This window comes from Clostridium sp. CM041, assembly GCF_055081035.1.
Genome location: NZ_CM143648.1, coordinates 1,367,477 through 1,382,476, shown reverse-complemented (window position 1 = coordinate 1,382,476; position 15,000 = coordinate 1,367,477). Strand labels below are relative to the sequence as shown.

Annotated in this window: 13 protein-coding genes; 10 read left to right on the top strand and 3 right to left on the bottom strand. The window is 31.6% G+C overall.

Annotated elements, in window-relative coordinates:
- Positions 1 to 307: 307 nt before the first annotated feature.
- Both ACWJJT_RS06575 and ACWJJT_RS06570 read right to left on the bottom strand, forming a co-directional pair.
- Positions 308 to 2,689 carry a homocysteine S-methyltransferase family protein gene (locus tag ACWJJT_RS06575; RefSeq protein WP_462956752.1) on the bottom strand — a complete coding sequence of 794 codons (2,382 nt, stop codon included), beginning with the start codon at positions 2,687 to 2,689 and terminating at the stop codon, positions 308 to 310.
- Entirely contained in the window at positions 2,670 to 3,341 is a 672-nt protein-coding gene (locus tag ACWJJT_RS06570) for a vitamin B12 dependent-methionine synthase activation domain-containing protein (protein WP_462956414.1), read from the bottom strand. The genes ACWJJT_RS06575 and ACWJJT_RS06570 overlap by 20 nt, the downstream gene beginning before the upstream one ends.
- A 237-nt stretch (positions 3,342 to 3,578) precedes the next feature.
- Between ACWJJT_RS06570 and ACWJJT_RS06565 the strand changes: the two genes are divergently transcribed.
- The 6 genes from ACWJJT_RS06565 to ACWJJT_RS06540 all read left to right on the top strand — a co-directional run bounded on the left by ACWJJT_RS06565 (position 3,579) and on the right by ACWJJT_RS06540 (position 10,563).
- Entirely contained in the window at positions 3,579 to 4,796 is a 1,218-nt protein-coding gene (locus ACWJJT_RS06565) for a cofactor-independent phosphoglycerate mutase (RefSeq protein ID WP_462956413.1), read from the top strand.
- A 14-nt stretch (positions 4,797 to 4,810) separates the two neighbouring features.
- Entirely contained in the window at positions 4,811 to 6,301 is a 1,491-nt protein-coding gene (gene thrC / locus ACWJJT_RS06560; RefSeq protein WP_462956412.1) for a threonine synthase, read from the top strand.
- 225 nt (positions 6,302 to 6,526) lie between these two features.
- Positions 6,527 to 7,996, top strand: a complete 1,470-nt coding sequence (locus ACWJJT_RS06555) for an FAD-dependent oxidoreductase (protein WP_462956411.1) — start codon at positions 6,527 to 6,529, stop codon at positions 7,994 to 7,996.
- Positions 7,987 to 9,228 (top strand): NAD(P)/FAD-dependent oxidoreductase, encoded by a 1,242-nt coding sequence (locus ACWJJT_RS06550; RefSeq protein ID WP_462956410.1) that lies wholly within the window; start codon positions 7,987 to 7,989, stop codon positions 9,226 to 9,228. The genes ACWJJT_RS06555 and ACWJJT_RS06550 overlap by 10 nt, the downstream gene beginning before the upstream one ends.
- Complete coding sequence (locus ACWJJT_RS06545; RefSeq protein WP_216302869.1) at positions 9,225 to 9,587, top strand: DUF1667 domain-containing protein; 363 nt, start codon at positions 9,225 to 9,227, stop codon at positions 9,585 to 9,587. The genes ACWJJT_RS06550 and ACWJJT_RS06545 overlap by 4 nt, the downstream gene beginning before the upstream one ends.
- Positions 9,588 to 9,627: 40 nt before the next feature.
- Positions 9,628 to 10,563: an AEC family transporter gene (locus ACWJJT_RS06540; RefSeq protein ID WP_462956409.1), complete on the top strand. Its 936-nt coding sequence runs from the start codon at positions 9,628 to 9,630 to the stop codon at positions 10,561 to 10,563.
- 220 nt (positions 10,564 to 10,783) lie between these two features.
- Here the strand turns inward: ACWJJT_RS06540 and ACWJJT_RS06535 are convergent, their stop codons facing one another.
- Positions 10,784 to 11,428, bottom strand: coding sequence for a helix-turn-helix transcriptional regulator (locus tag ACWJJT_RS06535; protein WP_462956408.1), 645 nt, complete (start codon positions 11,426 to 11,428; stop codon positions 10,784 to 10,786).
- 188 nt (positions 11,429 to 11,616) lie between these two features.
- Here ACWJJT_RS06535 and ACWJJT_RS06530 point away from each other — a divergent pair, with 188 nt between their 5' ends.
- From ACWJJT_RS06530 to ACWJJT_RS06515, 4 genes are all read left to right on the top strand, one after another.
- Positions 11,617 to 12,045, top strand: coding sequence for a flavodoxin (locus ACWJJT_RS06530; protein ID WP_462956407.1), 429 nt, complete (start codon positions 11,617 to 11,619; stop codon positions 12,043 to 12,045).
- 62 nt (positions 12,046 to 12,107) lie between these two features.
- Entirely contained in the window at positions 12,108 to 12,800 is a 693-nt protein-coding gene (locus ACWJJT_RS06525; RefSeq protein WP_462956406.1) for a DUF3793 family protein, read from the top strand.
- Between the two features lie 375 nt (positions 12,801 to 13,175).
- The gene (locus ACWJJT_RS06520) at positions 13,176 to 14,321 is read left to right on the top strand and encodes an efflux RND transporter periplasmic adaptor subunit (RefSeq protein WP_462956405.1); all 1,146 of its coding nucleotides are present in this window, start codon (positions 13,176 to 13,178) and stop codon (positions 14,319 to 14,321) included.
- On the top strand, positions 14,311 to 15,000 hold the full coding sequence (locus ACWJJT_RS06515) for an ABC transporter ATP-binding protein (protein ID WP_202881874.1): 690 nt from the start codon (positions 14,311 to 14,313) through the stop codon (positions 14,998 to 15,000). Before ACWJJT_RS06520 ends, ACWJJT_RS06515 begins: the two co-directional genes overlap by 11 nt.

Sequence of the window (15,000 nt, the reverse complement as noted above, 5' to 3'; positions counted from 1 at the left end):
CGATTTCCTTCCAGGGTCGAGCAAGGGTCCCGACATTGAATATAGATATGCATAATGGTATGAACTATCGACCAGAGTGACTCGAAATAAGAAGCGCAGAAACATTGAAATTCCATTTAGAAATTCTTGTTTTGCCAATATTAAATACTCGTGAGCCTGACAGGAAGTCAGGCTAGTGAACCGGCCGTATGCTGAATGTGAGCGTCAGAGAATTTAATATTTGCAAAAGATTAGAATTTCTTAATGGAATTTCACGTTTCAAGCTCTTATTTCGAGTCACGCGGTCGAAGGTTCATAGGATGCACTCTTATTCACATTCGAATAAATTTCTGGCAAATTTTACAGTTTGAGTTGCATCTTTTGCATAATAATCTGCTCCTATCATTTTTGCATACTCATCATTTAAGACAGCGCCTCCAACAAGAACAGTGCAATTCAAGTTATTGTCTCTAAGTGCTTTTATTGTTTCACCCATGCTCCTAACTGTTGTGGTCATAAGTGCACTTAAACCAACTAATTTAATGTTTCCGCTGCGGACTGCATTAACAACTATATCCTCGTGTACATCTTTACCAAGGTCAATTACCTCAAATCCATAGTTTTCGAGTAGGATTTTCACTATGTTTTTTCCTATATCGTGTATATCCCCTTTAACAGTTGCAAGCACAATTGTACCTTTGCTAAGTTTTTTATCGGTGCTTGCCATCATTCTTTCTTTGATTACTTCAAAAGATTTCTTTACAGCTTCTGCAGATTGTAATAATTGAGGAAGGAATATTTCTCCGCTTTCATATTTTTGGCCCACAATATCAAGTGATGGAATTAGATATTTGTTTACAACTTCAAGTTCTGACATAGTTTTCAAAAGTTCTTTTGTTATTTTCGAAGATTCCTCTTTCAAACCATCAATAATAATTTGATTTAAATCTTTAGCATTTACAACTTCTTTACCAGCTGGTTTTCCTTCAAAGGATGAATAAGCATCTATATATTTTTTTGAAGCTTTATCTTTATTCCATAAAACATTAAATGCATTAATAGTCGCCATCATATCGGGGGATAGAGGATTGAGTATTGGTGCATCAAGGCCAGCGGTTAATGCTGCAGCAAGGAACGTTCTATTTAATAGTTCTCTTTGTGGTAAACCAAATGATACATTGCTTACTCCAAGAGTAGTTTTAACTCCTAGCTTAGATTTAACAAGTTCAACTGCTCGAATTGTCTCTTTAATTTCACTTTGCTGCGCTGATGCAGTTAAAACAAGACAATCTATTATAATATCTGATTTATCTATTCCATACTCTTCAGCCTTTTGTACAATTTTTTGGGCTATTTTAAGCCTGCCTTCAGCCGTTTTGGGAATGCCATCCTTGTCAATAGTTAAACCTATTACACAGGCACCATATTTTTTAACAATTGGAAATATGGAAGCCATTACTTCGTCTTTACCATTAACAGAGTTTATTAGTGGTTTTCCGTTATATATTCTCACTGCTGACTCAATTACGTCACATCTAACACTATCAATTTGAAGGGGAAGATTTATTACACTTTGTAATTCTTTTATTGTTCGTATCATAACCTCATGCTCGTCGATTTCAGGAAGTCCCACATTTACATCTAGTATATCTGCTCCTGCATCTCTTTGATTAATAGCTTCATAGAGTATATAGTCCATATTATTATTTTTTAAAGCCTCTTTAAGTTTCTTTTTGCCTGTAGGATTTATACGCTCACCGATAATTTTTATTTGTCCTCCAAGAACTACTGTTAAAGAGGGGGAACTTACTGCTGTTATTCTTTTAACATCACGGCGTACAGGCTTTAATTTTTTAAGCTCAGTCTTTATAGCTGTTATATGCTCGCAAGCGGTGCCACAGCATCCACCGAAAATCGTAACACCCATTTCTGCCATAATTTTTGCATACTGCGCAAATTCATGTGCCTGAACATCGAAAACTGCGTCTCCATTTACAAGTTTAGGAAGCCCTGCATTAGGTTGGACTATAACAGGAATACTTGAGTACTTAAGTATTTTTGTTATTATTGGAAGCATTTCATTTGGTCCTAAAGAACAATTTACTCCAATTGCATCTACTCCAAGGCCTTGAAGTACGTTCACCATAGTTATTGGGTCTGTTCCCGTTAATGTGCGCTCGTCACCTTGATATGACATTGTACATACTATTGGAAGAGAACTATTTTCTTTTGCCGCAAGAATGGCGGCCTTTGCCTCATAAATATCTGACATTGTCTCAATAAGAATTATATCAGCGCCTTCCCTAGAGCCTATTTTAATCTGCTCTGCAAAAGCCTCATATGCATTATTAAATGATAACGTTCCAAGTGGCTCCATTAATTGACCAATAGGGCCAATATCAAGTGCAACAAGATTATCACCAGCCGCTTTTCTTGCAATTCTCACGGCACTTCCAACAATATCCTCAACGGTATATTGCGTATTTTTAAGCTTATAACTATTTGCACCAAATGTATTTGTGGTAATAACGTCACTTCCTGCATCTAAGTATTCTCCATGTATTTTTTCAATGATTTCTGGGTGTAATATATTATAGCTTTCTGGTAATTCACCCATCTTAATTCCGTATTTTTGCAGCATTGTTCCCATAGCTCCATCAAATAATAAAAAGTTATTAAAGTTTATTTTTCTACACACAATATCTACCATCCTTTCTGAATTCACAATTTTTATTTTTACAAATTTTACATTTTTGTGATTTATCAATTGATTTTAAACTTGCAACTTCACTAAGTCCTATAAGTGCTGTTACCGATTTTCTTGGTATCATGATACTATTTTCAGTAATAGATAGTCCTATTTTTTTATAAGCATCTAAAACATTTAATATTTCTGACCCATTATCAATAGAGAAGTCTCCATAACCAGGACTATATCTAGTTGTAATATGCAAATTATTTATTAAAGCATTTTTCATAATCTCATCTTGCAACTCATTACATAAGGTTTCTATTGCGGTGGTTGCACAGGCATCCATAATTAAACCCTTTGTAATATTAAATCTTGAATAGTAAGATATTCTACTATCCACATTTACCCCTAATGTTGCGGCCATAACCACACATTTTCTTGAATTTACTAGAAGATTTATTATATCTGTATCTTTTAAAACTAACGTACTACCCAAGAGGAAAATCTGATCGTTTTTTCTTTCAATATCAAAAATTTCATATACAAAATTTTCTTTACATATGTCAATAATCTCATCGCAACATTCATCAACTAAATCAATTATAGTCTTATTAATAATTTGATTTTTATAGCCTAAATATCTTAATACTTCTTGTTTATCAATTACCATAGTACGCTCCAATCAGTTTTACTTTTAGAATAGAGTATAAACACAATAATTGCAAATATAATATAATTTATGAATATTTATGAAATGTATGTTTGCATTGACATATGACCTTATATGAGTTAAAATAAAAAACAATAATTTGATAAAGCTCTTTTTTACTTATTGTAGTATAAAGAATAATAGTCAGATGCTTATGGTGAATTCATATAATAAATAATTATAAAAAGGAGCGTTAATATGAAATATATTGTAGTACTAGGAGATGGAATGGCAGATTATCCTGTGAAAGAGCTTAACGACAAAACACCTCTTCAATACGCTAATACACCTACTATAGATTATATGGCAAAGCACGGCACTCAAGGATTAGCTAAAACTGTGCCAGAGGGTATGCCGGCAGGAAGCGATACAGCAAACATGGCTGTTTTTGGATATGATCCAATTGTGTACTATAGTGGACGTTCACCATTTGAAGCAGCAAGCATGGGAGTCCAAATGTTAGATACAGATGTAACATTTAGATGTAATTTGGTAACGGTATCTGACGACCAGCCCTATGAGGAAAAAACTATGATTGACCATAGTTCTGATGAAATTACAACGCAAGAGGCAGGAATATTAATAAAAGAATTAAGTGAGTATTTAAACGCTGAGGCGATAAAGTTTTATCCAGGTATTGGCTATAGGCATCTTATGATATGGGATAACGGACCATACTCTTGGAAACTTACACCACCACACGACATTTTAGATAAAAATGTAAAGGATTATATGCCTAAAGGAATTGGTAGTGAAATATTTGAAGAAATGATGAAAAAAAGCTTCGAATTTTTATCAGGGCATGATATAAATAAAAAGAGAATAGCAAGGGGACTAAAGCCAGCTAATTCAATATGGATATGGGGTGAAGGAAAGAAACCGCTCTTATCTAGCTTTTATAAAAAATATAATTTAAAAGGCTCAGTAATTTCTGCTGTTGATTTAATAAAAGGAATAGGAATGTGTGCAGGGATGGACATTATTGATGTAGAAGGGGCTACTGGAAATATTAATACTAATTTTAAAGGTAAAGCAGAGGCCGCTCTAGGCGAAATGGCAAAGGGGAATGATTTTGTTTATATTCATGTTGAAGCTCCAGATGAATGTGGACATAGATGTGAAATAGAAAATAAATATAAAGCCATAGAGTATATAGACAATCAAATAGTAAAGGTTATAAAAGATGAAATGGATAGAACTGGTGAAGATTATAAAATGATAATACTCCCAGATCATCTTACACCACTTGTACTTAGGACTCATACAGGAGAGCCGGTTCCGTTTTTAATATATGAAAGTAATAAAGAAAAGGACAACCTAAATGGCTCTTATAATGAATTCGCGGCTAAAGAGACAGGACTATATTTTCCGGAAGGATATAAGTTAATGGATTACTTTATAAAAGGCAGTATATAGGGGGAAAAAAATTTATGAAACAAATATATTATAAGAGTACTCGCGGAAATGAAAAAGAAGTAAAATCCGCAGAAGCTATTGCAAGAGGACTAAGCGAGGATGGGGGACTTTTTGTACCAACATCAATACCAAAGTTAACTATAGGACTTGCCGAATTATGTAATATGAATTATAAAGAATTAGCATTTACTATAATGAAAGAATTTTTAACTGATTATGAGGAAAAGGATTTATTAGAGTCTATAGATATGGCTTATGATGAAAAGTTTGATGTGTCAGCTATTGCGCCGATTTCAAAGCATGGTAAATCATATTTTTTAGAATTATACCATGGACCAACTTTAGCATTTAAGGATATGGCTTTATCAATATTACCTTATCTTTTAAAAAATGCAGTAAAGAAGTTAAACATTGATAAAGAAATGGTTATTCTTACGGCCACATCTGGTGATACAGGCAAAGCAGCACTAGAAGGTTTTGCAAATGTAGAAGGCACAAAGATAATAGTCTTTTTTCCACAGGAGGGTGTTAGTGAGATTCAAAAAAGACAGATGTTAACGCAATCTGGGGATAATACTTTTGTAATAGGAATTGAGGGAAACTTTGATGATGCACAAAATGGAGTTAAGCAGATGCTTACAGATGAGGGACTTCTCAAGCGATTAGAAGAAAACAATAAAATGTTCTCATCAGCTAATTCAATAAATATTGGAAGACTAATACCACAGGTTGTATATTATTTCTATTCATATGCTCAGCTTTGTAATATGGGAGACATAAAAATAGGGGAAGAGATAAATTTCTGTGTTCCTACTGGTAATTTTGGCGATATATTGGCAGGATACTATGCAAAGAAAATGGGATTACCAATTAAAAAGCTAATTTGTGCTTCAAATGAAAATAAAGTATTATTTGATTTTATAAATACAGGAACATATGATAGGGTAAGGGATTTTGTAATTACTATGTCGCCTTCAATGGATATATTGATTTCAAGTAACCTTGAAAGACTTCTATATGCTATAAGTGGGGAAGATTCAAGTAAGATAAAAGACCTTATGAATAAGCTTAAAAAAGATGGTAAATATGAGATTGATGATGATATGAAAAAAGGGCTAAAGGATTTCTTTGGAGGCTATGCAAGTGAGGAGGATACTGAAAAGGCAATAACTGAGGTTTATCAAACTACTAATTATGTAATTGATACACATACTGCAGTTTCCTATGCGGTTTATCAAAAATATTTAAAAGCAACAAAGGATAGTGCGAAGACAGTTATTGTGTCGACGGCAAGCCCATATAAATTTACGCCAGATGTTATGAAATCAATAGATGCAAAATACATAGGGTTAAATGACTTTGAATTAATAATGGAACTTAGTAAAATAACAAAGGTCGATATTCCAGTAGGGATAAAGGATTTAGAAACAAGACCAGTGCTTCATAAAACTAAATGTGCAAAAAATGAGATGCAAATACAACTTGAAAAGATCCTTAAAATATAATAGTATCAACTATTGTTAATATTACATTCCCTCAGACTATTTAATTAGTTTGAGGGTTTTTCTTTTATTAATAACAAGGTAAGTTGAATAGTCGTAATTGGTTAAATATTCAAAATGTTTATTGACAATATATTTATAAATAGTTAAGATAGTATTGAGTTAATTTAGTATAATCAATCAACTTAAATATTTATATTATTGAAAATAGAGTAAGGGGTGATGTAATTGAAAAAGCAACAATATGATGTAATCGTTATCGGATCAGGAGTAGTCGGTAGTGCAATTGCAAGGGAACTTTCAAAATATGAAATTAATATAGGTGTATTAGAGAAAGAACTAGATGTAGTATGTGAGACAAGTGGTAGGAACAGTGGAGTGCTTCATGCAGGATTTAACAGCAAACCTGGCACACTTATGGCAAAATTTTGTGTGCAAGGATGCTTAGGATTTGATAAAGTTGCAAAAGAATTAGATATACCCTTTAAAAGAACGGGGAAACTTGTAATAGGCTTTAGTGAAGAAGATATGGAAGGATTAAAAGATTTAAAAGCACTAGGAGAAAAAAATGGAGTTCCAGGTCTTGAAATTGTAGGTCGTGAAAAAATTAAAGAATTAGCACCTAATGTAGAAGGGACAGCAGCTTTATATTCTCCAATGACAGGTGTATTGGATCCATTTATATATACAATTGCATTAGCAGAAAATGCTTGCCAAAATGGTGTGGATTTTTATTTAGATAGAGAGGTAATTAACATTGAAAAAAAAGAAAGTTGTTATAAAATTACTACAAAAAATGGAGAAACTTATTATAGTAGATGGATAATTAATAGTGCTGGATTAAATTCTGATAAAATAGCAGGTATGGTTGGTGTTACAGATTATACAATATATCCATGTAGAGGAGAATATTTTATTCTTGATCAAAGCATAGGCAAGTTTCTTGAAATTCCAGCCTATCCAGTTCCTAATAAGAAAGAGGGAGGTCTTGGTGTACATCTTACGCCTTCAATTCATGGCAATATATTTATCGGACCAAGTGCTCAGTATATAGATGAAAATGATAACTATTCATCAACTGAGGATGTTATGGACATGCTTATAAAAGAAGGCACAAAAATATTGCCTCAAATTAAAAGAGAACATTTTATTAGAAATTTCACAGGCATTAGACCAAAGCTTGTTAGTAAAGAAAAAGGTGGATATGCAGATTTTGTAATAGAAGAAAGAAAGGAAATCCCTAATGTAATTAACTTAATTGGAATTGAATCGCCAGGACTCACTTCAGCAGTCCCAATTGCAGAATATGTAGTAGAAAAAATTAAGAACAAGGAAGATTTAAAAGAAAATAAAAAATTCAATCCTATAAGAAATGCAGTAGTAAAGTTTATAGAACAATCTGAAGAAAAACAAGATGCACTTATAAAAGAAAATTCAGATTATGGAGAAATTATTTGTAGATGTGAGAACGTTACAAAAGCAGAAATTATACAAGCAATAAGAAATCCATTAGGAGTAGATACATTAACAGGCATTAAATATAGAACAAGATCTATGATGGGAAGATGCCAAGGTGGGTATTGTCAAACTAGAATTGCAGAAATAATTATGAAAGAAAAAAATAAAAAAGTAGATGAAATAACTTATTTAAGAGAAAATGGAAAAATGTTTTCTGGGGAGGTAAGACAATGGAAGTAATTCAAAAGCAAGCAGTTATAATTGGTGGTGGCCCAGCTGGACTTGCAGCAGCTCTAAAACTAAAAGAAGAAGGTATAGAAGATGTTTTAATATTAGAAAGAGAAGAAAAGCTTGGTGGAATATTAAAACAATGTATTCATGATGGTTTTGGTTTACAAAGATTTAAGCAGGCGCTTAGCGGTCCTGAATATGCGGCTAGATTTGTAAAGCAGGTAAAAAAAGACAATATTGAATTACAAACAGGAGCGACTGTAATAAATATTACAAATAACAAGGAGGTTACAGCAGTTACAAGGGAAGGGCTAAAAAAATATAAAGCTAAAGTAGTGGTGCTCACCATGGGGTGTAGAGAAAGAACAAGAGGAGCTATAAGCATACCTGGGACAAGACCTGCAGGTGTATTTACTGCTGGAGTAGTTCAAAGCTATATGAACCTAAAAAATATTATGGTTGGAAAAAGAATTGTTATACTAGGTTCTGGAGATATCGGACTTATAATGGCAAGGAGACTCACACTAGAAGGAGCAAAAGTATTGGCCGTAATAGAAAAATTACCTTATCCTAGTGGATTGCCAAGAAATATAGAACAATGTTTAAATGACTATAATATTCCCTTATATTTAGGTCATACGGTAACAAACATCAAAGGAAAAGAAAGATTGCAAGCAGTAACAGTGAGTGAATTAGATAAGAATGGACAAATTATTTCAGGCACAGAAATAGAATATCAATGTGATACATTAATACTATCTGTTGGTCTTATTCCTGAAAATGAGTTATCTCTTAAAGCTGGAGTGAAAATTGATGAACGAACTAAAGGACCTATTGTGGACGAAAATTTACAAACTAACGTAGAAGGAATTTATGCAGCTGGCAATGTGCTTCATGTGCATGATTTAGTGGATTTTGTATCTGATGAAGGAGAAAATCTTGCTAAGGCAGCAGCAAAATATATAAGAAATGAAAAACAAAATGAAAGTCATATTTTAATAACAACAGATAAAACTATTAATAATGTAGTTCCACAAAAAATAAGTGGGAAGCAAGATGTAGAGGTAACTTTAAGGGTTAGTAGGCCTTCAAGAGATGGAGTTATAGAAATTGTGCAGGGCGAAAAAGTGATTAAAACAAGGAACTTTAAAAAATTGAATCCTGCAGAAATGATACGCTTAACATTAAAAAAAGAGGATATTATTAGTGAAGAAAACATTAAGGTGGTGGTATCACAATGAATAGAGAAATGACATGTATAGTTTGTCCTAATGGTTGTGAATTAACTTTAGAACTAGAAGAAAACATTATCAAAAATGTAACTGGAGCTTCCTGTAAAAAAGGAATAGCATATGCAACGCAAGAAATACAAAATCCTAAGAGAACTATTTCATCATTAGTTAAAGTAAATAATGGAGAAATGCCACTGGTTAGTGTAAGGACAACAACATCTATTCCTAAAAATAGGATATTTGATGTTATGAAAGAAATTAAGAATATAGAAGCTGATGCACCTATAGAAATTGAACAAGTGATTATTAACAATGTGTTGGGTCTTGGCGTAGATATTATTGCTACAAAGTCTATATGTAAGAAATAAATCATTATAATTAATACGACAATTAAAAGGGGGGGTATTTATGGAACTTTTAAATGCTTTTGGTAGTATATTTAGTATTGTTATAATGATAGCTATTGGATGGTGGCTAACGAAAAAAAAATGGATGGATAAGTCCGGTGCAAAGCTATTCGCAAAAATTGTTATCAATGTAGCGTTGCCGGCTTTGATGATTAGCAATCTTATGAAGGATTTTGACAGGGCAAAGCTTTTAAGTTTAGGGAAGGGTATTATAGTTCCAATAATTTCAATAGCTCTTACTTATTTAATTGGCAAGACCTTTGTAAAAGTTTTTAATGTTACGAAAAATAGACGTGGTTCCTTTGCATCTATGTTCTTTGTATCTAATAGTATATTTATCGGATTGCCAGTAAATCTAGCCTTATTTGGTTCAAAATGTGTTCCTTATGTTTTGATATACTATATAGTTAATACTACATTCTTTTGGACTATAGGTGTTTTTGAAATAAGTAAAGATGGGAATGGCGGATCTAATAAATTTGCATCACCGGATACTTTAAAAAGAATATTTTCACCTCCTCTAATGGGATTTGTAGTAGCTATAATATTAATACTTTTAGCTATTCCTGTACCTGCATTCCTAATGGATACTTGTAAATATTTCGGAAATTTAACTACCCCTCTATCTATGTTGTTTATTGGTAACACAATTTATTATGTAAATTTAAAAGGAATACGTTTTAATAAGGATATGTGGGGCGTTTTATTGGGAAGATTTATAATATCGCCACTACTGGTAGTGTTAATATGTAAATTCATTCCTTTACCTCAAATCATGAAAAATATATTTATTATTCAAGCAGCTATGCCAGTAATGACTACTACTGCTATAGTGTCAAAATCTTACGATGCAGATTACCAATATGCTGCTATTATGATTGCTCTATCCACGTTGTTAAGTCTATTTATAATTCCTATATATAAAATACTCCTTTGATAAGATATATGAAACAAAATAAAGAATATATAAAAAGCCTTCTTTTCATTTAAACAAGTGGAAAGAAGGCTTTTTAATAAAACTTTACTTTGTTTCAAAGCTTTTCTTTTTTTTATTAATAAAAATTATTGCCCAAATAATTAATGATATAGACGAAATACCATAAGCGAGAATTCCTAATTTATTTCCTAATATAAAAAATGTAATATTCTAGTTTCTATTAATATGTCCTTTTTCTATATTCATTAGGTGAAACACTTACATATTTCTTGAAGGTGGTACAAAAATGACTTTGACTATTAAACCCGGATTTAGTAGAAATCACATCTAAAGGATAAGAGGAATTATCTAGGATATCTTTTGCCACATTTATTCTATATATGTTTATATATTCACAAAATTTAAAACCGGTGTTCACTTTAAAAAGATAACATAGATAGTTACTACTTATATGAATGTGAGTTGCAACTTTTTCTAGGGTTATTTTTTTCTCAATATTTGAGTGGATATAAGCCAAAGCATTGTTTACAATTTCATTTTCTGATGCTTTTTTACCATTATTAATGACTTCCGTGTAGCTTTTAATAATTTTTTCTCCTACAGAAATTAAGTCTTCCTTCAAATGACAAGTGTCCATTAGCTTAAGATTTTTATAGCATAAGTCCTCCAAGGGGATTGAATTGTTAATACAGAAATAGGTGTATATAAAGATATTAATTGAATATATTAGTTTTTTTAATTCATCTGGGCTACTCGATGAAGATAAAAGTATATTTATCTTTTTTATATATATGGCATTGGCATTTTCTAAGTTGTTATTTCCAATACTTAAGACCAGTTCAGTGTGATTGAGTAAATTTTTCATCGCATCTCCTTAATATTTTTAAAAAAGACAGTAATAATTTTAAAAAACCTCTAACTTAAATATATTATAATATAATCAAGAATGATAATCAATATCAATGCAATAAGATAATATAAATTAAGTCTAAAAATGCATTGAAATTATTACCACATGAATGTACAAAATATTTATATGAGGAGGAAATTGATTTGAAAAATGTAGTTATTATTTATTGGAGCGGAACAGGAAATACAGAGGCTATGGCAGTAGGGATTATGGAAGGGGCAAAAAATGCAGATGCAAACGTTAGACTACTTAATGTGAACGATGCAAAAGTAGAGGACGTAATAAATGCAGATGGAGTAGCTTTGGGATGTCCATCTATGGGCTCAGAGCAGCTTGAGGAATCAGAAATGGAACCATTTATTGAGTCAATTGCGAGCGCAATAAGCGGCAAAAACACTATTTTATTTGGTTCTTATGGATGGGGCAATGGAGAATGGATGGAGGATTGGCAAGAGAGAATGGAAACATATGGTGCTAACATTATAGTAGATGGACTTATAATTAATAACGATGCTGATAAAGAAGGTATTGAAAGGTGTAAGGAAATAGGTGCGTTATTATCAAAAAAATAAAAGTAAACTTAATATGAAGTTGATAGTGTTAACACTATTGTGAAATTAATGGAGGGTGTTTTATGGGAATAGTAGAGTTAAGGGGATTGTTAGAAATTGTAGATGGTTATGATGATTTGGAGTATTTATTTTCAGTAATAATACGTAATGCAGGACCAACTATTAAAAAGCATAAGACATCATCTTTAATTAATTTTAGTAATAGTAATAGAAACTTAAATAACATATGGGAAAGATATAAAGATGAAGTGAAAGCTAAACTAGATATTGATTACTTTGAATTAAAAAAGGATATAACAAATACGTTTGTACTATTTTATAATAAAGAAAAAATCAAGTTAAGTATAAGCGATAATAAAAACATGGAATTTTTAAAAAGATTTGGATACAATGAAAAAATGAATATAAAGGAATGTTTATTGCTTTTAGGCAAAAGATTCGAAAATATGTGCCCTCACGAAATTGGGATTTTTTTAGGCTATCCTCTAGAAGATGTAGTATCCTTTGTTGATTATCCAAATGCTAAATGTAAAATGGTAGGTTATTGGAAGGTATATCATGATATTGAAAAAGCAGAAATTATTTTTAATAAATATGATGAAATTAAATTTACCATCATGAGATTAATGATGAAAGGGATGAAACCAACAGAACTATTAAATAAAGATATTCAATTAAAACAAATAGAAGAACAAAAGCGTGGAGAATCTATATTTCAATATATGAAAAGCAAAGATATGTATAGCGTTCAATAATATTAATTAGTATATAGTGAATCTAGAGTAAAATAAACGGTGAAATTTTTTAAATAAAATTTCACCGTTTTAACTTTTATATATTTAATTTTAATATCGACTTCAGAAGGAGATAATTAGATTAAAATCCGTTTATGTCTAAATAATGACGATTAATGCATTTTGTATTGAATTATAGATCTTTATGAAATATGATATAAATAAAGTATGCTTAAATAAGGAATAAAACCATATTTATGGATGAGAAAAAAATCATAAAACGAAGTCTTTCCTGCAAATGTTGTAAACCAAAGAAGAATGTGGTAAAATAATTCTGAAAGTTGTTATTAGTTTAACATTTTTTTTGTTTAAAGTGTATTTATAGGGGGGAAATCTATGAAAAAGAAACATATTATTTTTTTAAGCATTATTGGTGTAATAATACTATCTGGAATTATTGCCTATGTAGTTAAGAACAATAAAGATTCAGCAGGTAAGAAAGGTAAAGAAGTAGCTTTATATACAATACCGGCTAAAGAGAAAATATTTGTAAACGGTGTTGTTGTTCCTGAAAAAACGGAAAATATATATAGAGATGAAACAAAAGGAACAATAAATAAGGTTTCGGTTACGAATGGACAAGTAGTAAATAAGGGCGATGCTCTTTTTACATACAGGAACAGTTTGGTTACAGATGAGATAGATAAGGGAAATCAAGAAATTACTAATGCTAACAATCAAAAAAAGAAATTAGTCGATAAACAAGAAGAAGCAAAAAAACTTCTAGAAAAGCAGAAGGAAGAAGCAAAACAACAAGCAGAACAGGCTGGTGTCGATCCCGCTGCCATGGGTGCATCGGCTGCAGCAGGTACTGAGGCTCAAATTAGTGGCTACTCAGATCAAATAGATGCTGTGCAAGCACAAATTGATACTTCAAAAGGGATGCTTAAAAATTCAAAAGAGAAAGAATATACTTATATAAAAGCTCCAATAGATGGAAAAGTAATATTAAATGATTCTAAAGATATGACAAAACCATATATTGTAATAGAGTCTACTACAGTTTATGTAAAAGGAAGTATTAATGAAAAGGATCAAACAAAGGTAAAGGAAAATCAAAATGTGGATATACTTATATTCGCTATAAATAAAACCATAACAGGAAAGGTGAAAAGTGTAGGAAATAGTCCAGCAGCGCCAGATGCAGCGGCTGGGGCGCAAGGTGCTACAGGTGGAGCTTCTGCTATATCTTATTATGATGCAAATGTATCCTTGGATTCACAAACAGATGTTATCAATGGTTTTCATGTGCAAGCCACAGTGAAACTTAAAGAAGAAGATATGAAAATACCAAAGAGTGCAATACTTGAGGAAGCTGGAAAGCAATACGTGTTCAAGGTTGTGGATAAAAAGTTAAAAAAACAAGCAATTACTTATAAAAAAGGTGTGGAATCAGAAGTTGTTGTACTTAGTGGGCTAAATGAAAATGACCGTATAGCGAAAACTACTAAAGAAATGAAGGAAGGTATTTCTGTTGAGTAATCTTATTGAGTTAACAAATATTAATAAGTATTATAAGTTAAAGGATTCTAAATTACACGTATTGAAGGATATAAATTTAACTATAGAGCAAGGTGACTTTGTTATGATAATGGGGAAATCAGGTAGCGGAAAAACTACACTTTTAAACCTTCTTGGTTTTCTTGATCATTTTGATAATGGAAAATATGCGTTTAATGGCAAGGATGTTACTCATCTTAGTGAAAATGAAAGATCAGAACTTAGAAATAGTTATCTGGGGTTTATATTTCAACAGTTTCATTTGATAGATTCATTGACTATTGGTCAGAATGTTGAGCTTCCTTTGCTTTACAAAGAAGGCACTGATGTACCTAAAAAAGAAAGAGCACACCTTGTAGAAAAATATTTAGATACGGTAGGATTGCTTCATAAAGAGAAGCAATCACCTTCACAATTATCTGGAGGACAGCAACAGCGTATTGCAATAGCAAGAGCTCTCATTAATAATCCTTACGTGATTTTAGCTGATGAGCCAACAGGCGCTCTAGACAGTAAAACCAGAGAGGAAATTATGAATATACTAAAGAAACTTAATGAAGAAAATAAAACAATAATAATGGTAACACATGATGACGATTTAACTAAATATGCTAGCAAAGTAATCCATTTAAAAGATGGAGTGATAACAAAGGTGGATTAG

What these genes read in the sequence shown, in the direction of transcription:
- ACWJJT_RS06540 (WP_462956409.1), top strand. Translation starts at nt 9,628, where the DNA reads ATGGAACTTTTAAATGCTTTTGGTAGTATATTTAGTATTGTTATAATG.
- ACWJJT_RS06570 (WP_462956414.1), bottom strand. Translation starts at nt 3,341, where the DNA reads ATGGTAATTGATAAACAAGAAGTATTAAGATATTTAGGCTATAAAAAT.
- ACWJJT_RS06545 (WP_216302869.1), top strand. Translation starts at nt 9,225, where the DNA reads ATGAATAGAGAAATGACATGTATAGTTTGTCCTAATGGTTGTGAATTA.
- ACWJJT_RS06565 (WP_462956413.1), top strand. Translation starts at nt 3,579, where the DNA reads ATGAAATATATTGTAGTACTAGGAGATGGAATGGCAGATTATCCTGTG.
- ACWJJT_RS06525 (WP_462956406.1), top strand. Translation starts at nt 12,108, where the DNA reads ATGGGAATAGTAGAGTTAAGGGGATTGTTAGAAATTGTAGATGGTTAT.
- ACWJJT_RS06550 (WP_462956410.1), top strand. Translation starts at nt 7,987, where the DNA reads ATGGAAGTAATTCAAAAGCAAGCAGTTATAATTGGTGGTGGCCCAGCT.
- thrC (WP_462956412.1), top strand. Translation starts at nt 4,811, where the DNA reads ATGAAACAAATATATTATAAGAGTACTCGCGGAAATGAAAAAGAAGTA.
- ACWJJT_RS06575 (WP_462956752.1), bottom strand. Translation starts at nt 2,689, where the DNA reads ATGGTAGATATTGTGTGTAGAAAAATAAACTTTAATAACTTTTTATTA.
- ACWJJT_RS06520 (WP_462956405.1), top strand. Translation starts at nt 13,176, where the DNA reads ATGAAAAAGAAACATATTATTTTTTTAAGCATTATTGGTGTAATAATA.
- ACWJJT_RS06535 (WP_462956408.1), bottom strand. Translation starts at nt 11,428, where the DNA reads ATGAAAAATTTACTCAATCACACTGAACTGGTCTTAAGTATTGGAAAT.